At 34.3% G+C, this 18,985-nt stretch carries 22 protein-coding genes; 20 read left to right on the top strand and 2 right to left on the bottom strand.

Going from position 1 to position 18,985, the window contains the following annotated elements:
• The 3 genes from C1634_RS09520 (at nucleotide 1) to C1634_RS25975 (ending at nucleotide 3,288) form a co-directional block, all read left to right on the top strand.
• Nucleotides 1-2,391, top strand: coding sequence for a M1 family metallopeptidase (locus tag C1634_RS09520; RefSeq protein WP_103232543.1), 2,391 nt, complete (start codon nucleotides 1-3; stop codon nucleotides 2,389-2,391).
• A 155-nt stretch (nucleotides 2,392-2,546) separates the two neighbouring features.
• The gene (locus tag C1634_RS09515; protein WP_103232542.1) at nucleotides 2,547-2,963 is read left to right on the top strand and encodes an ester cyclase; all 417 of its coding nucleotides are present in this window, start codon (nucleotides 2,547-2,549) and stop codon (nucleotides 2,961-2,963) included.
• Nucleotides 2,964-3,147: 184 nt separating this feature from the next.
• Nucleotides 3,148-3,288, top strand: coding sequence for a hypothetical protein (locus tag C1634_RS25975; RefSeq protein WP_165835301.1), 141 nt, complete (start codon nucleotides 3,148-3,150; stop codon nucleotides 3,286-3,288).
• A gap of 55 nt (nucleotides 3,289-3,343) precedes the next feature.
• Here the strand turns inward: C1634_RS25975 and C1634_RS09505 are convergent, their stop codons facing one another.
• Together C1634_RS09505 and C1634_RS09500 are read right to left on the bottom strand one after the other, a co-directional pair.
• On the bottom strand, nucleotides 3,344-4,042 hold the full coding sequence (locus C1634_RS09505; protein WP_109738320.1) for a LytR/AlgR family response regulator transcription factor: 699 nt from the start codon (nucleotides 4,040-4,042) through the stop codon (nucleotides 3,344-3,346).
• Nucleotides 4,035-5,069: a sensor histidine kinase gene (locus tag C1634_RS09500; protein WP_109738319.1), complete on the bottom strand. Its 1,035-nt coding sequence runs from the start codon at nucleotides 5,067-5,069 to the stop codon at nucleotides 4,035-4,037. Before C1634_RS09500 ends, C1634_RS09505 begins: the two co-directional genes overlap by 8 nt.
• Nucleotides 5,070-5,298: 229 nt before the next feature.
• On the opposite strand from C1634_RS09500, the gene C1634_RS09495 reads away from it, so the two are divergent.
• The 17 genes from C1634_RS09495 (at nucleotide 5,299) to C1634_RS25970 (ending at nucleotide 18,889) form a co-directional block, all read left to right on the top strand.
• Entirely contained in the window at nucleotides 5,299-5,991 is a 693-nt protein-coding gene (locus tag C1634_RS09495) for a DUF2490 domain-containing protein (protein WP_103232538.1), read from the top strand.
• A gap of 25 nt (nucleotides 5,992-6,016) precedes the next feature.
• Nucleotides 6,017-7,303 carry a CitMHS family transporter gene (locus tag C1634_RS09490; RefSeq protein ID WP_109738318.1) on the top strand — a complete coding sequence of 429 codons (1,287 nt, stop codon included), beginning with the start codon at nucleotides 6,017-6,019 and terminating at the stop codon, nucleotides 7,301-7,303.
• A 39-nt stretch (nucleotides 7,304-7,342) separates the two neighbouring features.
• Complete coding sequence (locus C1634_RS09485; protein WP_103232536.1) at nucleotides 7,343-8,551, top strand: dicarboxylate/amino acid:cation symporter; 1,209 nt, start codon at nucleotides 7,343-7,345, stop codon at nucleotides 8,549-8,551.
• A gap of 80 nt (nucleotides 8,552-8,631) precedes the next feature.
• Nucleotides 8,632-9,351, top strand: a complete 720-nt coding sequence (locus C1634_RS09480) for a DUF3108 domain-containing protein (RefSeq protein WP_109738317.1) — start codon at nucleotides 8,632-8,634, stop codon at nucleotides 9,349-9,351.
• A gap of 173 nt (nucleotides 9,352-9,524) precedes the next feature.
• On the top strand, nucleotides 9,525-9,659 hold the full coding sequence (locus tag C1634_RS26405; protein WP_262484685.1) for a hypothetical protein: 135 nt from the start codon (nucleotides 9,525-9,527) through the stop codon (nucleotides 9,657-9,659).
• Nucleotides 9,660-9,825: 166 nt separating this feature from the next.
• Nucleotides 9,826-10,104, top strand: a complete 279-nt coding sequence (locus tag C1634_RS09475) for a co-chaperone GroES (protein ID WP_034696138.1) — start codon at nucleotides 9,826-9,828, stop codon at nucleotides 10,102-10,104.
• Between the two features lie 103 nt (nucleotides 10,105-10,207).
• The gene (gene groL / locus C1634_RS09470) at nucleotides 10,208-11,833 is read left to right on the top strand and encodes a chaperonin GroEL (RefSeq protein ID WP_103232534.1); all 1,626 of its coding nucleotides are present in this window, start codon (nucleotides 10,208-10,210) and stop codon (nucleotides 11,831-11,833) included.
• A gap of 213 nt (nucleotides 11,834-12,046) precedes the next feature.
• The gene (locus C1634_RS09465; RefSeq protein ID WP_109738316.1) at nucleotides 12,047-12,538 is read left to right on the top strand and encodes a hypothetical protein; all 492 of its coding nucleotides are present in this window, start codon (nucleotides 12,047-12,049) and stop codon (nucleotides 12,536-12,538) included.
• Nucleotides 12,539-12,906: 368 nt separating this feature from the next.
• A complete protein-coding gene (locus C1634_RS09460; RefSeq protein ID WP_103235618.1) occupies nucleotides 12,907-13,863 on the top strand; it encodes a hypothetical protein in 957 nt (318 codons plus the stop codon).
• Nucleotides 13,864-14,069: 206 nt separating this feature from the next.
• The gene (locus tag C1634_RS09455) at nucleotides 14,070-14,582 is read left to right on the top strand and encodes a hypothetical protein (RefSeq protein WP_109738315.1); all 513 of its coding nucleotides are present in this window, start codon (nucleotides 14,070-14,072) and stop codon (nucleotides 14,580-14,582) included.
• 89 nt (nucleotides 14,583-14,671) lie between these two features.
• A complete protein-coding gene (locus C1634_RS09450) occupies nucleotides 14,672-15,184 on the top strand; it encodes a hypothetical protein (protein WP_228410047.1) in 513 nt (170 codons plus the stop codon).
• 50 nt (nucleotides 15,185-15,234) lie between these two features.
• Nucleotides 15,235-16,410, top strand: a complete 1,176-nt coding sequence (locus tag C1634_RS09445; protein ID WP_123921426.1) for a T9SS C-terminal target domain-containing protein — start codon at nucleotides 15,235-15,237, stop codon at nucleotides 16,408-16,410.
• Between the two features lie 84 nt (nucleotides 16,411-16,494).
• A complete protein-coding gene (locus C1634_RS09440; protein WP_109738314.1) occupies nucleotides 16,495-16,974 on the top strand; it encodes an ecotin family protein in 480 nt (159 codons plus the stop codon).
• Between the two features lie 77 nt (nucleotides 16,975-17,051).
• Nucleotides 17,052-17,705, top strand: coding sequence for a DUF4919 domain-containing protein (locus tag C1634_RS09435; RefSeq protein ID WP_103235247.1), 654 nt, complete (start codon nucleotides 17,052-17,054; stop codon nucleotides 17,703-17,705).
• Between the two features lie 56 nt (nucleotides 17,706-17,761).
• Nucleotides 17,762-18,202 carry a hypothetical protein gene (locus tag C1634_RS09430; RefSeq protein WP_103235248.1) on the top strand — a complete coding sequence of 147 codons (441 nt, stop codon included), beginning with the start codon at nucleotides 17,762-17,764 and terminating at the stop codon, nucleotides 18,200-18,202.
• Between the two features lie 29 nt (nucleotides 18,203-18,231).
• Complete coding sequence (locus C1634_RS09425) at nucleotides 18,232-18,642, top strand: SMI1/KNR4 family protein (protein ID WP_103235249.1); 411 nt, start codon at nucleotides 18,232-18,234, stop codon at nucleotides 18,640-18,642.
• A gap of 76 nt (nucleotides 18,643-18,718) precedes the next feature.
• Nucleotides 18,719-18,889: a hypothetical protein gene (locus C1634_RS25970; protein WP_165835300.1), complete on the top strand. Its 171-nt coding sequence runs from the start codon at nucleotides 18,719-18,721 to the stop codon at nucleotides 18,887-18,889.
• Nucleotides 18,890-18,985 lie beyond the last annotated feature (96 nt).

Genomic DNA, 18,985 nt, shown 5'->3' with positions numbered 1-18,985 from the left:
ATGAAACTAAAAGTTGTTATACTTTCACTTTCTGTATTTGCATATACAGGTTTCACCGCACAAAATATTCAGAATAACCCAGGCAGCAACCACGGCAATAAGTTTGAGCAGCTGGGAACTATTCTTCCAACACCCAACATTTACAGAACAGCTTCCGGAGCTCCCGGACACGGATACTGGCAAAACAGGGCTGATTACAACATTTCCGCTTATCTGGATGAGGATAAAAGAAATTTGAAAGGTTCAGAAACCGTTACCTATTACAACAATTCTCCTGATGACCTGGATTATATCTGGTTGCAGCTTGATGAGAATGAGCATTCAAGTATCAGAAATGCAGGATATGATAACTCATCTGTTCTGCGCCCTTCAACGACTGATCAGCAGCTCAAAGTTTCTGAGCTACCAGTAAAAGATAATGGCTATGGAGTGAGTCTTGAAAAAGTAACAGATGCTTCTGGTAATCCTCTGAAATATACAGTCAACAAGACCATGATGCGTATTGATCTTCCTAAAGTTCTGAAAAAGGGAGAAAAGTTTGTTTTCAAAGTAGACTGGAACTACAATATCTCCAACAGGATGAAAATGGGAGGCCGTGGAGGATATGAAAACTTCCCGGAAGATGGCAACGATTTGTATACTATGGCACAATGGTATCCAAGAATGTGTGTATACAGCGACTTTCAGGGATGGCAGAACCATCAGTTTACCGGAAGAGGTGAATTTGCCTTAGTATTTGGAGATTTTAAGGTGACCATGAATGTACCATCCGATCATATTGTAGGCGGAACCGGTGAATGTAAAAATTATGATCAGGTATTAACATCTGATCAATTATCAAGATATAGAAAAGCTGAGAACGCATCTGAGCCCATCGAAATTGTAACATTGGATGAGGCCAAGAAAGCAGAAAAAAATCATTCAAAGCAAAGAAAAACCTGGGTTTTTGAGGCGAAGGATGTCAGAGACTTTGCATGGACTTCTTCCAGAAAATTTGTCTGGGACGGAATGCGTGTAACGATTCCTGAAAACAATAATAAAGTAATGGCAATGAGCTTCTATCCAAAAGAGTCTTATGGTCTTTACAGAAAGTTTTCCACAAAAGCAGTGGCCCATACCGTTAAAACCTATTCAGAATTTACAATTCCTTACCCCTATCCGGTAGCTCAGTCTGTAGAGGCTGCCAATGGAATGGAATATCCAATGATCTGCTTCAATTTCGGAAGAACTGAAAAAGACGGAACGTATTCTGAAGGAACCAAAAATGGAATGCTCGGCGTGATTATTCATGAAGTGGGACACAACTTCTTCCCAATGATCATCAATTCTGATGAAAGACAATGGGCCTGGATGGATGAAGGTCTGAATACTTTTACCGAGTACCTTACGGAAGAAAAATGGGATAATAAATTTCCTTCGAAAAGAGGACCGGCATGGACGATCGTAGATTATATGAAACTTCCGAAAGACCAGCTGGAGCCTATCATGAGCAACTCTGAAAATATTGTTCAATATGGACCGAATGCCTATTCAAAACCTGCTACAGGGTTGAATATTCTTCGTGAAACGATCATGGGAAGGGAACTTTTTGACAAAGCATTTAAAACATATGCCAAAAGATGGGCTTTTAAACATCCTGAACCTGCCGATCTATTCCGTACGATGGAAGATGCCAGCGGTGAAGATCTTGACTGGTTCTGGAGAGGCTGGTTCTATGGTACAGATCCTGTAGATATTGCCATTGATAAAGTAACGGTAGCAGTTCCTAATCTGGAAACCGATCCAAAAGCTGCTGCTGAAGTAAAATATCAGGTTGAAAAACCTTTGGTAAACAGTTTTGAAGACCTTTCGAAGATCAGAAACAGAGAAGACAAGAATATCAAATTCTATGTGGACGGAGACAAAGATGCCCAGGATTTCTATTACAGATATGACAGAGGGCAGGAAAAGGTTGACAATAATAAGGAATATGCTATTAAAACAGAAGCTGGTCTTCCTCTGGATGCTAAGGATAAAAATCAATTTAAAAATATTACAGCATACCAAATTGACTTTGTGAACAAAGGCGGATTAGTAATGCCTATTATCCTTGAGTTCACTTTTGAAGATGGTTCAAAATTATATGACAAATCCGCAGCTCAGATCTGGAGACTGAATGAGCAAAAGGTTTCCAAGACGTATTATTTTGATAAGAAACTGAAATCAATTCAGCTTGATCCAATGAGAGAGACTGCTGATATTGATACTACAAATAATTTTTGGAGCAGTGCCGGATCCGGTACGGAAACTTCAAAATTCCAGCTTTTTAAACAAAAACAGGAAGCAGGTTCTGTAAGAGGCGGGGCTAACGGCAAAGTAAATCCGATGCAAGCTTCAGGTAAGAAATCATAACATAAAAAAACTGTCTACGGGCAGTTTTTTATGTTTAAACAATATCCCTCTTTACAATAGATTATAGCTTCAAACTAAATAACATCCAAAATATCAATCCATTATAAACAATATAAATTGATTGATATCACTTCACCAGAGCCCGAAACAGACCTATGAGCAGTTTAGAAAAAAATAAAGAAACCGTGAGACGCTTCAACAAAGAAGTAATTGAGCAATGTAACCTGGAATCTTTCAGACAACTTATGGATGATGATTTTATTAACAGAACAGCACCACCTGACAACAACGATGGTAATGGAATGTGGAATACATTTTTCAATATTTTAAAACCTGCATTTCCTGATCTGACTGTAGAGATCTATGATCAGATTGCCGAAGAGGATAAAGTAACCACAAGAAAAGCAATCATTGGAACCCATACAGGAGTTCTTATGGGAATAGAACCCACAGGCAAGCAGATTAAAATTGATGTGATAGATATTGTACGTCTAAAAAACGGAAAATATATGGAACATTGGGGAATTAATACGCTCCCGACGATTTTATCGGAACTCAGAAAAACAGAATAATACTTCCTTTCCCACCCGGGATTTCTAACGATTATCCCATCCTATCAATTCTGTTATTATTCATTCCTGAAAAACACAACAAGCTGATATAAAAAGTATTATCTTTAAAAAAACATAAACACCAATGGTCAAAAACCTGATTGACTTTAAATGTTCAGGCTTTATAAAAATCAAAATATTACTTATGAAAAATGCCAAATTACTGAGCAGAAACGCTCAAAAAGCGGTCAAAGGTGGAGTTGTCTCTGCCAGACTTGTATGCTGTGAACGCGATGATAACGGAAAATGTACTTTATGGATCGGGCCGGGACAAAATTGTCCTTAGTCTGATCATCTCATAACAATTCAGAATAGAGCCGGAAATTTCCGGCTTTTTTATTTTAACTTAAATGTTCTTTTACATTCTTTTTATAGGTTCTTCCCAACGGAAGATGCTCTCCACTTTTCAGATACACATTCCCGGAATCATAGGAATTGATATGGTCTGATAACACAATATAGGATTTATGAATTCTGATAAATCCAAAATGCTGAAATTTTTCTTCAAAATTGGACATTCTTTCAAGGATCATATACTTTTTCAATGGAGTCATCAGCACAATATATTCTCCGAATCCTTGTATCCACAGAATATCTTTGAGAAAAACCTTATTCATCACATAGTTCGATTTGAACATAATATAATCTTCCTGATGACGGTTATTGGCTGGATTTTTAAATTTAAAAAAATCCTTTGCCTTATTGACAGCTTTTTTAAAGGTATCAAAATCCACTGGTTTTATAAGATAATGAACGACATCCAATTCAAATGCTTTCACTGCATATTTTGATTCCAGCGTAAGGAAAATACACAGCGGTGGATCGGGAAGTTGTTGTAAAAGCTCTACTCCATTTATTTTAGGCATATTGATATCAAAAACAACAAGATCAACTTTGTTTGTTTTAAGAAAAATCAAGGCTTCTTCCGGATCCTGAAACGACCCCAGCAGCTCTACATCTTCCAGCTGGGCACAATATTGCTTGACAAGCTGTAAAGCAGGGTATTCATCATCAACATTTACTACAGTCAGATTAGCCATTTATTTTAATTTTTAAAACAATTTTATATTGATTATTTTCTTCCGGTCCTGAAAGGAACTCAAATTGACCGGCATACCATTTTTCTAATATATGAAGAACTGCGTCATTTCCCAATCCGTGGTAACCCGTTTCTACCTGACGAGCCTGATAAGCAGCTATATAATTGGTAATTTCAAACAACAATTCAGAACCTTCTATGGTACAGGATAGGTTGATAAAACTTCTCTCCTCTTCTCCTATGGCAGAATGTTTCAAAGCATTCTCAAACAATGTAAGGAGTATAGAAGGCGGAATTTCTGCAATATCAAACTCTTCCTGATCCTGAAGGTTTAAAGTGATATTAAGCAGGTTATTGTATTTTAACTGATACAGATCTGCAAGCGCTTTAAGCGAAGAAAGCTCCTGAGCAACACTTATTTTTTCTTTCCCGCTGTCATAGATAATATATTGTAATAGCTTACTCAGCTGCAAAATAGAATCGGATGTCTTTTCTGTATGCGTAAAGCTGTTGGCATACATATTATTAAGGGTATTGAGTAAGAAATGTGGGTTCAGTTTGGATTTCAATAAATCCAGATAAAGCTGTTCTTTTTCTTCTCCAAGATTGATCACATCCTGCTCTATTAGAAATTTATCTTTTGTAATTCCTAAAAACGAGGCAACAAGAATCACGATCCCCTGAGAGATATAGACATTATAAAGAAAACCTACGTAATACCCTTCTTTAGTAAAATTCATACTAAAAACTGCCGGTTCCCAAAGAATCCTGAAAAGACTGGAAACCAAAAAGGCAATCAACGCATATAAGATAAACTCTGGATATTTGTTGGATAGATAGAAATAAGGAACAAGATAGTAGTATACCAGATAATAGATCCCGACATTCAAAAATACATTCAAAATAATGCTCCAAATTAATTCAAAACCATTCAGGAAGTAGTTTTCGGTGAAATAAGTGATCAGAATGAAGATAAAAAAGAAAAAAATATGCTGAAACCTCAATAAAAATTTCCAGCGGTACTTCATAAGGCTTTTTAGAATCTTACCACTAAATAAAACCCTTATAATCAATAGTATAATAATAAAATTTATGATTAAAAACATACTTCGAGCCTTATTTTCAGCTTTACCAAATATAATATCTTTTTATCTCAAAATGCAGTTCGTTGAGAAAAACTGTCATTGATTGAAAAAATCCAAGTCCGCTCTTCCTAATAAATATATTTGAGAAACTGCAATGTTAATCAAATATTACATGAAACTTAACATAAAATCAACGCTTCTTTTATCATTATTCTTATTTAACGGACTTTTATATAGTCAGAGTAAGGATAATTATAATATGTGGTTTCAGTACCTGATGTCGGCAAAGATTACCGATAAAAGTACCTTAACCGCCCTTACACAATACCGTTCTTTCGATCTGGCTTATGACACAAGGCTTTTTCTTCTTAATGCCTACGTGGATTATGAAGTGGTGGAGAATATAAAACCTGCTGTAGGAGCCATGTTTTTGGTCCTTGAGTCATACAATGCGGACGATTCTAAAAAAATACGATACGAGAAAAGACCCTTTCAGCAAGTCACTGCCGAGTATTTTGTTGGCAGAACTTCAATATCTAACCGTCTAAGAGTAGAAGAACGTTTTCTCAGCAATCCTGATGAATTCCAGGTAAGGCTCCGATATCTGATCTCGGTCAGAATTCCTTTCAATAAAAAAGGAGAAAAAGAAAAACTCTACGGCATTCTTAAAAATGAAATAAGAATGAATATTGAAAAAGAAGAACCTTTCGACAGCAACCGTATCACTGCCGGTCTTGGGATCAAAACCGGAAAAAATTCTGCACTGGAAATCGCTTTTATCAATCAGTTGGAAACCGGAAAGACCAGTAACTATGGATTCATAGGTTTCAGAAACACTTTTGACTGGAGAAAAAAACAAAAATAATCATATCATTAACAGATAACATACTATGCTTACATTTCTTGGCTTTTTAATGATTTTTATATTCATGGTGCTTATCATGAATAAAAAAATGACTCCTCTTACCGCCCTTGTGCTCGTTCCTGTCCTCATTGCTGCAATAGCGGGTTTTGGACCGGAGCTTGGGAAAATGATGAAAGATGGAGTAAAAGAAATTGCTCTTACGGGAGTCATGCTGATCTTTGCCATCCTTTATTTCAGCTTAATGATTGATACCGGGCTTTTTGAACCGCTTGTGAACGCTATTCTAAAAGCCGTTGGAGATAATCCTGTAAAAACAACGATCGGAACGGCACTTCTTACCACTTTGGTTTCGCTGGACGGTGATGGGTCTTCTACTTATATTATCGTGGTAGCGGCCATGCTGCCTCTTTATAAAAAACAGGGAATGAATCCTCTGGTCCTTACCTGCATCATCATGCTTGCCGGAGGAATTATGAATATTTTACCTTGGGGTGGTCCTACTGCCCGGGTGATGAGCTCACTGAAACTTGGACATACTGAAATATTTGTCCCGATGATTCCAGTCATGCTGATCGGTATTGTATGGGTATTTATAGTGGCTTATATCCTTGGGGTAAAAGAAAGAAAAAGAATCAGTAAGCATGGAAAATATACAAAATACAGCCAACAGGATATTGTAGGAGAAAATGATCCGGCATTGCGTCGTCCCAAGCTCCTTATTGTCAATCTCATCCTTACTGTTGTGCTTCTGTGTGTGATGATACTTGACATTATTCCTCTTGGAATTGCTTTTATGATTGCGTTTTGTATTGCTTCTGTCATCAATTATCCAAAACTTAAAGACCAGCAGAAAATTATTGCAAAACATTCAGGGAATGCACTGTCTGTAGCGGGAATGATCTTTGGTGCTGGGATTTTCACAGGAATTCTTAACGGAACAGGAATTATGAATTCTATGGGAAACAGCATCATTGGTATTGTTCCGAAAGACTGGGGAAGCTATCTTAATGTCATCACGGCTATATTCAGTGTCCCTCTCACCTTTTTCTTAACTAATGATGCTTATTATTTCGGAATATTACCCGTAATCACCGCTACAGGTCATCAGATGGGTATTCCTCCTGATATTTTAGGACGTGCCAGCCTTGTGGGTCAGGCTTCCCATTTATTGAGTCCGTTGGTTCCTTCTACCTATCTACTGGTCTCTTTAGCCGGAGTGGAATTTTCAGATCATTTAAAATTTACCCTGAAATGGGCAATAGGATCTTCTATTGTCATGTTACTGGCAGCGTTGGTACTTCACATTATATAAGATTATATTTATAAATTCGTATTCTCATCCTAACCTATAATGACAGCTCAATCCAGGCAAAAAACATTTACAGATTCCTATTTGAGAAATCTTAGTCTCTATGTATTCACAGCAATTATCTGTGGAGCATTGGCAGGCTATTACTTTCCTGAAATCGGGCGGCCGCTGGAAAAGGTGAGTCATTATTTTTTTATGCTTCTTGAGGTCCTTATTGTTCCGGTGATCTTCATCGCGGTGACGTATGGGGTAAGTTATATTTTCAGTATTGAAAATGCTTTTAAAATTACGTTACAGATGATTATTTATTTCCTCATCATCACTTCGGTAAGCATTGCATTGGGAATTGGGTTTGGCCTTCTTTTAAAACCGGGAGTGAATACGGAAATATCCCTTTCAATGGTTAATAAAAGTTTACCGAAACGTTTTTTAAGCTATTCAACCAATCCGCTTTATCTCAGTAATTATGTACTATTTCTTTTATTATCAATCTCTGCCGGGATAGCTATAGGTTTGTCTAAAGGAAAAAATAAATTGCTCCGCATTTTAGATGAAGGTAAAGACCTGTTCTTTAAACTGATAAAATATGTATACATTTTCCTTCCCATCGTTATCTTCTGTAATATCGCTTACGGAATCTCAGTGTATGGGATTAATACTTTGCTGCCATTAAGCAAAGTGGTAGCCACAGTGTATCTTGCCTGTCTTGTTTTTATTTTTGGAATTCTGGGACCTGTAACGCATTTGTTCAAAATCAATCTCTGGGATTTTTTAATCAGCATTAAAGAAGAGATTATCCTTGTCGTAGCTACTTCTTCTTCCAAAACAGCTTTCCCCATGATCTTTGAAAAAATGGAATCTCAGGGATATGATCTGAAAATTCTGCGGTTTGTCATCCCGCTCGGCTATAATTTCAATCTGGCAGGAGCCTGTATTTATCTTTCCATTTCATGTATTTTTCTGGTTCAGCTGTATAATATTCCTCTTACAACACAGGACTATTTCTGGCTTTTCATCATTATTTCGCTAGCTTCAAAAACAGCATCCGGTGTTCCGGGCTCAGGTTTTCTGGCACTTATGTTTACTCTAAGCAGATTCGGAAAAATTCCGGTTACAGATCTGGCATTACTGTATAGTGTAGACCGTTTTATGAATGAGGCAAGATCAGTCACCAATTTCATAGGAATTTCGGTTTCGGCAGCTATTATTTCAAAACTGAATCAGCAGCAGAAAGGCAAAATTCAATCTTAGGGATCCTTCTTATTTTCAAAAAACCTTTATTACTCCCCCTGTAACTTTTTGAAAACCAATAGTACTTATTGGGTAAAACTATGAGAACATTCATTTTTCTTTTACTGATAAGCAGTACCCATCTATTTTCCCAGAAACTTCTTACTCCGGCCCATTCCGGTATTGATTCAAAATTGATAAAAGATGAAACTTCCGAAGCATTATGGTATGTTGAAAATGCAGGTTCAAAAACAGAAATCGGAAACATCATTACGGAACTTAAAAGCCTAAACAAAACAGACCTTCTTATCAAAACTACTGTAAAAATGAAGCAAGTACCAGACCTCAAATGGACAGATTCTACCATTGTAAAAAAGGCTGATTTTGCTCCACAATATCATTCTTCCTACAATTCTATGAGAGATATGGTTCTTAGATTCGGGAAAAATAAGGTAACCGGATATTATCTGGATAAAAAGTCTCAGAAAAAAGACCTTATTGAAACAGATGCAGTGAATTATTTTGACAGCAGCAGCTATCCTATACTGATAAGATTTTTGCCTTTACAAGAAAGCTATTCTTCTGATATTTCTATTTTCGACTATAATCCAAAAGCCAGCAAAAATGGGGTGATCAAAGCCTATGTAGTAGATGTTAAAAAAACGGAATACAATGGAAAACCGGTTTGGGCAGTAAAAACAAATGATGACATCAGCAGTAAAACAACGACAACTTATTTTATTAATAGGGAAACGAGAAAAATTGTAAAACAGGAAATGGATATGGCGGGAAGAAAAATATCACTGGAATTTATTAAATAAGCACAACACCTTTACCAACTGAAAATCAAAATATTATTCAAAAAAAATAAGATTAAAATATATCACGTTTTGAGGAAAAATATTTATCTTTGATCTAACACGCAAAACACCAAATGTCAAAAACCTGATTGACTATAAAATGTTCAGGAATCATACACACTAAAATTATTACTATGAAAAATGCTAAATTATTAAGCAGAGATGCTCAAAAATCTATCAATGGAGGAGCAGCTGGACGCTTTTGTTGTGAATACAATTACAAAGGCCAATGTATCCTTTGGATCGGACCGGGACAGTATTGCCCATAGTTCAATCCTCTCATAACAATCATAAAAGTCGGAAAGTTTCCGGCTTTTTCTTTTTTCTGCCAAATTTTCACATTCGGATACAAAAGTCTGCCATTTCAGCCATCTCCTTCTCATGGCATACATTTAGAGAAATATTAACCAGAAATAATTAATAAATAAACATATTATGTCAGTAAACTTTAAACCATTAGCAGACAGAGTTCTAGTAGAGCCTATCGCTGCAGAAACTAAAACAGCTTCAGGTATTATCATCCCGGACACTGCAAAGGAAAAGCCGCAAGAAGGTACTGTAGTGGCAGTAGGTCCTGGTAAAAAAGATGAGCCTACAACTGTTCAAGTAGGGGACAAAGTTCTTTATGGAAAATATTCAGGTGCTGAATTGAAGTTGGAAGGTAAAGATTATTTAATCGTAAGAGAAGCTGATTTATTAGGAATTATTGGCTAAGATTTAAGATCACAGACATCATATTTCAGATTAAAAAATCAAATTAAAAAACTTTTGTTAGTTGTCTAATATCTGACATCTAACATCTAATATCTAATCAAAAATGGCAAAAGAAATAAAATTCGATATTGAATCAAGAGACGCTCTAAAGAGAGGGGTGGATGCATTGGCTAATGCAGTAAAAGTAACTTTAGGTCCTAAAGGAAGAAATGTAGTAATCGAAAAATCTTTCGGTGCTCCTCACGTAACTAAGGATGGTGTTTCTGTTGCAAAAGAAATCGAACTTGAAGACAGAGTAGAAAATATGGGAGCGCAGATGGTAAAAGAAGTGGCTTCCAAAACTAATGATATCGCAGGAGACGGTACTACTACCGCGACTGTTTTAGCACAGGCTATTGTAAGAGAAGGTCTTAAGAATGTAGCTGCTGGTGCTAACCCAATGGACTTAAAAAGAGGTATCGACAAAGCAGTAACTGCAGTTGTTGAAAACCTTAAGGCACAGTCTCAAACTGTTGGAGATTCTACAGAAATGGTAAAGCAAGTGGCTTCCGTATCTGCTAACAATGACGAAACTATTGGTGCTTTGATCGCTGAAGCTTTCGGAAAAGTAGGTAAAGAAGGAGTAATCACTGTAGAAGAAGCTAAAGGTATCGATACAACAGTAGATGTTGTAGAAGGTATGCAGTTCGACAGAGGATACCAGTCACCTTACTTCGTGACTAACCCTGAGAAAATGTTAACTGAACTAGAAAATCCATATATCCTTTTAGTAGAGAAAAAAATCTCTTCAATGAAAGAATTATTACCAGTTCTTGAGCCAATCGCACAAGGTGGTAAATCTTTATTGATCATCTCTGAAGAAGTTGAAGGGGAAGCTTTAGCTACTTTGGTTGTCAACAAACTAAGAGGTTCTCTTAAAATTGCTGCTGTAAAAGCTCCAGGATTCGGAGACAGAAGAAAAGCAATGTTAGAAGATATCGCAATCCTTACAGGTGGACAAGTGATCTCTGAAGAGCAAGGTTTCACTATGGAAAACATCTCTTTAGATATGCTTGGTACTGCTGAGAAAGTAACGATCGACAAAGACAACACAACTGTTGTAAACGGTGGTGGTGACGAAGCTAAAATCAAAGGAAGAGTAGCTCAGATCAAAGCTCAGATGGAAACATCTACTTCTGATTATGATAAAGAAAAACTTCAGGAAAGATTAGCTAAGTTAGCTGGTGGTGTTGCTGTATTGTACGTAGGAGCAGCTTCTGAAGTTGAAATGAAAGAGAAAAAAGACAGAGTTGACGATGCACTTCACGCTACAAGAGCAGCAGTTGAAGAAGGTATCGTAGCAGGTGGAGGTGTTGCTTTAGTAAGAGCAATCTCTGCTTTGGAAAACCTTACAGGAATCAATTCTGACGAAACTACAGGGATCAAAATCGTAAAGAGAGCAATCGAAGAGCCATTAAGACAAATCGTTGCTAATGCAGGTGGTGAAGGTTCTGTAATCGTTGCTAAAGTAGCAGAAGGATCAGGAGACTTCGGATACAATGCTAAAACTGACGAGTATGTACACATGCTTGAAGCAGGAATCATTGACCCAACTAAAGTAACAAGAGTTGCCCTTGAAAATGCAGCTTCTGTATCTGGAATGCTTCTTACTACTGAATGTGTTATCACTGAAGTAAAGAGCGCTGAACCAGCTATGCCAATGGGTGGTGGAATGCCAGGAATGATGTAGTAGCATAAGCTAAGACAAATTTAATATACTAACCGCTCTACTTTTTGTAGGGCGGTTTTTTTGTTTAATATTGTTTTATAACATTAAATATTGATTCAGAGATTTATACAATTTGTAGACAAAAAATAACCAAGAAGTATATTTTTCAAAAGTTGCAAAGTTTAATATATTTGACAATTAGACTTTACTTAAAAGAAAATCAATAAAGATGTAATGAAACTAAAAATAAAAAATTATTTTATCGTTTTATTTAGAATTGTACTCTCTTGTTTTACATTCTCTTTGCCATTTATTTTTACTCAAGGAGAGTATCACAATATGATTTCACAAGATCATTATTTATGGTTCTGTTACTTTATTCTAATCTTTCTATTTACAATTTACCTAGTAGTGAAAAAGAATTATTATGAATTGATACGTGCTAATATTCAAAACGAAAATCTAGTCTACTATAACTTCTTATTAATTAAGAAAACCTTACACCTAAAAGATATTCTTGGCTATAAACATGGAGTTGATGATGATGGAAATGACTTTATAAGTTTATTCAATGATAAAAACAAAAAAATAATAACATTAAAAGTAAATATATATTCCAATTTACCTGAATTTGTAGAAGCTTTACATTGTAAGCACATTGGATATGAGTTAACTCCACTTCAAAATATAATTGATAGGATTAAAAAACTTTTTACCGACAAATAAAACTTCGTGCTACCTTATATTGCAATATAAACGCAGCTTCTGTATCTGGAATGCTTCTTACTACTGAATGTGTTATCACTGAAGTGAAAAGCGCTGAACCAGCTATGCCAATGGGTGGTGGAATGCCAGGAATGATGTAGTAGCATAAGCTAAGACAAATTTAATATACTAACCGTTCTACTTTTTGTAGAGCGGTTTTTTTGTTTAAATTATCGTTTTCTGTAAGGAAATAGTATATTTAGATTTTAATTTAATGATTAACAAATCAAAACAACATTAGCGCAATTATATATTATATATTATATATTATATATTATATATTGGCGCAATACGTAAATTTGGATGTTGTACGATATTTTGACCGAAAAATGAAAAACATATTAATTTTTGCTCTAATTTTCAATCTCTTATCTTGTAAAGCACAAGAGTTTGAAAAATTATCTATTTCAAAAACAGATGATTCCGAACTGTACGTTAATGATGAAAATTCTACAGAATTATTTTATTATAAATATGTACCAAAAATTAGTATCAAAGGTGTTTTAGTTATTATTCCTTCTGGTGGAGAACTCGTTGAAAATACTTTAAAACAAATAACTCTGCAAAAAATAGCAGTTGAAAAAGGAATTATGGTAATTGTTCCATCAATAAATTGGGGAACAGATAATCGAGAAGCAGAATTCAAATTACTTGATAAAATTTTCAGTGAAATTGTCGCAAAGCATAAAGTACCGAAAGATAAATTTATAATCGGGGGCCTTTCAAGTGGCGCAATGATTTCTTTAACTTACGCTGAAAAGGCAACTAAAAATCCGGAAAAGTTTTTCCTAATACCAAAAGGAGTTTTTGCATTAGACGCACCTTTAGACGAAGCAAGATTTTATAAATATTGCGAAAGAGAAATCGAAAGAAATATTTACAAGCCTGCAGTAGATGAAGCAAAATGGATAAAGGATAATTGGGACAGTATTTATGGAGGATCTCCAGATAAATTTCCAGAAAAATATCTGGAAAATTCTATTTATTCTTATGGAGCAAAAGATGGCGGAAACGCAAAGTATTTAAAAAAAATGCCTCTTTTAATGTTTACTGATTTGGATACAGATTGGTTAATCAATCAAAGACATCGTGACTTACATGATTGGAATGGAATTGATATAATCTCAATGATAAACCAATTAAAAATAATGGGAAATGAAAACGCTAGAGTAATAGTTAGTCAAGGAAAAGGAGTTCGATTAGACGGAACGAAAAATCCACATTCTTGGTCAATTATGGATTCCCAAGTTTGCCTGAATTGGCTGATAGAAACATTGGAAAAATAAAAACATCGCACAACAGGCGTTTGGCAAGATTGCGAAGTTTGTAGTAAATCCACGTTTGCCTTTCGCAAAAAAAATCTAAAATAAAGAAATCCCAAATAAGCGTTTCTTTACTTTAGATTTTTTGTATCCCAAATAATCTTAGCCCTTAAAAAAACATCTCACTTTATATTTTAACTTAGCAAAATTAAATTGAACAAAAGCATGATATGGTAAAATCGAAAATAAATTTTGAATCATTTTTAATTATCCATTCCTTAACTTTCATATTATCTGTAGTTTTTTCACTAATTATTTTCACTAATTTGATAAGACTGACAGCAGTGTTTAATATAATAATTATCTTAAAAATTGCCTTTTTATTAGGTGCTTTATTTTTTATATGGAATTTCTTTTTTAAAATTCATACAAAGATTATAATTACTGAAAAAGATATCACATTTCAAAAAATATTTAAATCTAAAAAATACAATTTCAGTGATCTAGAATGTTTTTTTGAAAAGCAGGAACCTACAAAGCATAAAATATATAATGCATTATTTCTTGTGAAAGAAAATAAAATTATTGAAAGAGTTTCAAGCTTTGACTATTCAAATTATGAAGAATTAAAAAGTAAAATTAAAATACCTGAATATAAAAAAGCAGAAGTGTATTTTTATGATTTAATAAAAGTATTGATAGGATTAAATCCTAAATTTAAAATAAAAAATCACATTGAATAGGCCAGCAAATTTCGATAATATGTCAACTGCCTAAACCACATAATTTATCCCCCAGCTTTTACCTATATTTGTTTCTATAACGAGCAAATATGCAAAACAAAAAATTTGTTCCTGATTATTACATTAAAAACAAAATTAATAACCGACCATTCATGAAATTCTATACTTTAATAGCAGTAATACTCTTATTATTCTCCGGTTGTACAAAAAAAAACAAATACAGTGTTGGTCAGGAATGGAATTACAAAACACGTCCCACAGAGAAAAACTCCATTCTTAAAATTTTAAAGATTGAGGAATATCCTGAAACCGGAAAAGTAATTCATATTTCCGTTAGTGGTCTGAAGATTAAAGATACCAGTAGCACTACTGGGTTTGCCGAAAAATTAACACATATTCCTGTATCAGAAGAAGCATTAGACAAAAGTGTCATCACCCTTAAAAATAAAACCATCAAAAAACCAGACACTCTTGAAATGGATGGATATATTTATTGGAAAAAAGAGTTTGAAAAAGGAAATGCAGGGATATTCACCATGCCTGTTTCTGAGATTATAGACTCCATGGAAAAATCTATTATTTCAGGGGATTATACTAAATAAGTTCAGTACTAAAAATACAATTAAAGCAAAAACACTAAATCTAAATACCCTTGAAAACAAAATTAATATTCCTTTCATTTTTGGGCTCACTACTAGCCCAGGCACAAACCCTTCATTTTAAGAATCTCGTCAATATGTCTGCAGGCAGAGGTGCCATGACCAGTGTAATCGTGAATGATAATATTTATGTGAGCAATGGGTATCAGGAAAAAGGAGGTAATACCAATTATATTGAGAAATATAATATTACTGATAACCGTTGGAGTGTTTTCAATTCTACTCTACTTACCAAAAAATTTGCTAATTCGGAGACTTACGATAATAAAATTTATATTTTTAATGGTTGGGGAAACAGCCATCTTGAAATTGTAGACCTTGCCACCAATACAATAACGAAGGGGGCTGTTAATCATTCCTATACAGGAAACTCAGGTTCTGCCCTCTATAATGGCAAAATATATGTGTTTGGTGGCAGCGGACTAAATGGAGCGCCAACCACTAAATTTTCTAATAGATTCCAGTATTATGATATTGCTTCAAATACATGGCATCCGTTACCCGATATGCCCACAGCCAGAGAAGCAAAAGGCAAAATTGTGAATGATAAACTTTATGTCATTGGTGGTTTTAATGGTACTTCATCCCGCCTGATCAATGTCTACGACCTCAACACGAATCTATGGACCAATCAATATATAATGCCTGCTGGTATATCCGGACACTCATTAGCCGTATCCGGTAATAAGATTTTTATTGCAGGGGGTTATAATAATCAAACTTTTCTGGCTTATTTTGATACCACAACCAATAAGGTACATCAGTTATCATCCAATATGATTCCCAGAAGACATGCTGCAGCAGAAATATATAACAATAAACTATACATCATCGGGGGAAGTACAACGTCTCTTACCAGCTCAGCTATTAAAAGCATACAAGTGGCAGATATTAACGAAAATGCAATCTCCGCAAATGAAACCCCTGAAGATCCTGTATACAAGACGAAAGTCTATACAAATGCAGCCAAAGACGGTTTTGTAATCAGTAATAAAAATAATAGCAATCAGTTTGAATACACCGTTTTCACAATGGATGGGAAGCAGATCAGCAAAGGTTTTGCCTATTATAATAAAAATATAGATTTAACAAAAGTACCGACCGGAATTTACATGTTTAGTTTTAAAAATGAGAAGGGACTTTTACAACAGGTTAGAATTGTAAGATAATAATAAGCCCATTCTTTTTTAAAACTCTGTTTCAAATAATATTTGTATAACTTAAGAGATGCTATTCAATAATACCCCCTTACTATGAAAAATATAATTTTATTCTTTTGTATTTTATATTCGTTCAATATTTATTCACAAGAAAAACCCGATTATCCGGAAACGGAAAAAGGAATGAAAAGAATTGATCTCAAGCTTCCAAAAATTGAGAATTACAAGGACTATAAAGTTGAAATAAGATTTGGTATGGAAATAGAAGTTTCTGAATGCTCATCCGTTGATAATTTCCGTTTTAACAGTAAGAATCTAGAAGAAAAATATGCAATTCTACCTCATAGTTATCCTTATTATACATTGCTAAAAGAAATGCAGGTAGACATTCTTGGCTTTAACGAGTCTAATTGTGATAAAATCAAGAAAGTTAAAAAGACAGTTTTCAGTTCCCAAAGTATTTTTAGAGAATACAATGGATATTATGCAATTCCATTCTATATTCCTGAAAAATGGACTGTAGAATATAGATTGTGGAAGGTAAACTCAAAATTTAAAAACACATCACATTAAATAACTTTACACCATACTGTACTGATAAAATATAAAGTTAAAGCCACAACAGAACTATCGAATTCAAACAAAAAACAATGAGAAAATATATTATTTCAGGTCTTTTAGTTTTAACATTCCAGATATTCTATGCACAAATAAATACGGATCTGATTAAAAAGAATGTCACCGAAAATCCACAGGAAAACTTTTATAAGCTTCTGGATGTATTCAAAGTAAATCCTTCTGAATTGACTCAGGAGCAGTTGAATCAATTGTATTATGGAAGTAAATTCATAAAAATTGATTACACCATTGGGAATTATAACAGTGAATCTGGAACGTTCTGGAAACCTGCTCAAAAAAAACTATCAAAAAGTAAAGCAGAAAGAATGATTACTGAAGCTGAATCAAAATATGCTATCAATCCCCTCAATAAAGATTTACTGGATGATATGATGAATATTTACCGGGCACTTGATGAAAATCAAAAGAAAGAACTGTGTTCTAAACAAAAGGATTTGATCATGGAAACGATAGAAAAAAGTGGGGATGGGAAAAGTGAAGAGACCGCAATTTGTGTTTTAACACCTGGAGAAGTCTTACAGCAGCTTGATAGATTAGCGAAATCCGGACCCAGAGATGAATTTAGTCAAAAAATGAAACAACTTTCAGACGGAAGTATATTGACGATATATAAAATCGGAGACAGAGAGGTATTTGTAAAATTAGTTGGTGGATATTTTTTTTAATTTTTTTATACTAAGACTTTACAGCCTGCTTATTTAATAATAATTACATTTAAATTATGAAAAAATTCTTTTACCTATTCATTATCCTTTCGAGTTTAAAATCATTTGCTCAAGCTGGACCACCTCCGGTAGGCTACCCAACTGAAGAAAATAAATTTTTAATCGACAAACTAACAGAGACTGTCGGTTTAAAAAAATATATTTATAATTATTGTACTAACAGGATAAATATGGTCGCAAGACTAGAAAAATGGGATGAAAACAAAAAGAATGAAATCATTAAAAGTATTTATCTTGAAGAAATGGATGATGCTATCTATAATTCTTTCAGCAATTACACAAAGGAAGAATTACAACTACTCATTGATTCGTTCAACAAATTATCAAAAAGAAAATCAGACATAATTCCGATGCCTTCGATCTTACATGTGAGAATGGAAGGATTTTCCAAATCATTGATTAAAGGAGACTACTTATATTTGAATGAAAAAAAATAAGGTACTTCCGCTAATATAACATTGGTAAAATGATACATCTCCGGATCGATAAAATTAAAGAGAAATGGACCAGTGAAAATATAAAACTGAATCTGCCTGCAACATTAGAATCCATTAAAATAACCGAAGAAATTATTGACTTTCAGTTTCCGGATGATTTTAAAGAATTATATTTAAAAGTGGATGGATTTGCAGATTGGGACTGGACAAAGAATATGTTTTCTATCTGGCCATTAGCAAAAATCATGGAGGAATATCATAACGAACATGATAAGAGCTTCATTGTATTTGCTGACTATCTGATCAATTCACATCAAATCGGTTTTGTAAAAGGAAAAAACGGAATATTTAAAAATACGGATGAACCACCTGTGAGGATTGCTTATACTTTTTCTGAAGCTATCTTTCTTATCAATTTGGATGCGGATATTTTGTATTGATGTAAATCTGTGCTACATAGACATATTTTATGAAACAGTATTCTAATTCGTAGGTTTAAAGACTAATAAACATAATATGACTGCTCAGGAACTTGAAACATTACTGACCGAAAGAGTAAAAGCATTTGATATCAAAAAGAAAGCATTTGATACCCTTCACCAGATACTCTCAGAAGATCCGGAAGAACTTATAGGAGGCTTTACACGCGATGAAATGGTAAACTTCCCTGTTTTTCAGACCAATTAAAATTATTAAATTTAGTTTGTTAAACATTATGAAAAAGAGCAAATTTTCAGAACATCAGATTATCAATATTCTGAAAGAATATGAATCTGGGAAAGC

The organism is Chryseobacterium viscerum (assembly GCF_002899945.2).
Taxonomy (GTDB): Bacteria; Bacteroidota; Bacteroidia; order Flavobacteriales; family Weeksellaceae; genus Chryseobacterium; species Chryseobacterium viscerum.
This window is presented reverse-complemented; position numbering and strand designations above follow the sequence as displayed.

Excerpts from the sequence above, each read along its gene's own strand:
- C1634_RS09505 (WP_109738320.1), bottom strand. The coding sequence starts at position 4,042 with ATGGCTAATCTGACTGTAGTAAATGTTGATGATGAATACCCTGCTTTA.
- C1634_RS09435 (WP_103235247.1), top strand. The coding sequence starts at position 17,052 with ATGAGAAAATATATTATTTCAGGTCTTTTAGTTTTAACATTCCAGATA.
- C1634_RS25975 (WP_165835301.1), top strand. The coding sequence starts at position 3,148 with ATGAAAAATGCCAAATTACTGAGCAGAAACGCTCAAAAAGCGGTCAAA.
- C1634_RS09465 (WP_109738316.1), top strand. The coding sequence starts at position 12,047 with ATGAAACTAAAAATAAAAAATTATTTTATCGTTTTATTTAGAATTGTA.
- C1634_RS09475 (WP_034696138.1), top strand. The coding sequence starts at position 9,826 with ATGTCAGTAAACTTTAAACCATTAGCAGACAGAGTTCTAGTAGAGCCT.
- C1634_RS09450 (WP_228410047.1), top strand. The coding sequence starts at position 14,672 with ATGCAAAACAAAAAATTTGTTCCTGATTATTACATTAAAAACAAAATT.
- C1634_RS09520 (WP_103232543.1), top strand. The coding sequence starts at position 1 with ATGAAACTAAAAGTTGTTATACTTTCACTTTCTGTATTTGCATATACA.
- C1634_RS09485 (WP_103232536.1), top strand. The coding sequence starts at position 7,343 with ATGACAGCTCAATCCAGGCAAAAAACATTTACAGATTCCTATTTGAGA.
- C1634_RS09480 (WP_109738317.1), top strand. The coding sequence starts at position 8,632 with ATGAGAACATTCATTTTTCTTTTACTGATAAGCAGTACCCATCTATTT.
- C1634_RS09455 (WP_109738315.1), top strand. The coding sequence starts at position 14,070 with ATGGTAAAATCGAAAATAAATTTTGAATCATTTTTAATTATCCATTCC.
- C1634_RS09500 (WP_109738319.1), bottom strand. The coding sequence starts at position 5,069 with ATGAAGTACCGCTGGAAATTTTTATTGAGGTTTCAGCATATTTTTTTC.
- C1634_RS09440 (WP_109738314.1), top strand. The coding sequence starts at position 16,495 with ATGAAAAATATAATTTTATTCTTTTGTATTTTATATTCGTTCAATATT.
- C1634_RS09495 (WP_103232538.1), top strand. The coding sequence starts at position 5,299 with ATGAAACTTAACATAAAATCAACGCTTCTTTTATCATTATTCTTATTT.
- C1634_RS09460 (WP_103235618.1), top strand. The coding sequence starts at position 12,907 with ATGAAAAACATATTAATTTTTGCTCTAATTTTCAATCTCTTATCTTGT.
- C1634_RS26405 (WP_262484685.1), top strand. The coding sequence starts at position 9,525 with ATGAAAAATGCTAAATTATTAAGCAGAGATGCTCAAAAATCTATCAAT.
- C1634_RS25970 (WP_165835300.1), top strand. The coding sequence starts at position 18,719 with ATGACTGCTCAGGAACTTGAAACATTACTGACCGAAAGAGTAAAAGCA.
- C1634_RS09430 (WP_103235248.1), top strand. The coding sequence starts at position 17,762 with ATGAAAAAATTCTTTTACCTATTCATTATCCTTTCGAGTTTAAAATCA.
- groL (WP_103232534.1), top strand. The coding sequence starts at position 10,208 with ATGGCAAAAGAAATAAAATTCGATATTGAATCAAGAGACGCTCTAAAG.
- C1634_RS09425 (WP_103235249.1), top strand. The coding sequence starts at position 18,232 with ATGATACATCTCCGGATCGATAAAATTAAAGAGAAATGGACCAGTGAA.
- C1634_RS09490 (WP_109738318.1), top strand. The coding sequence starts at position 6,017 with ATGCTTACATTTCTTGGCTTTTTAATGATTTTTATATTCATGGTGCTT.
- C1634_RS09515 (WP_103232542.1), top strand. The coding sequence starts at position 2,547 with ATGAGCAGTTTAGAAAAAAATAAAGAAACCGTGAGACGCTTCAACAAA.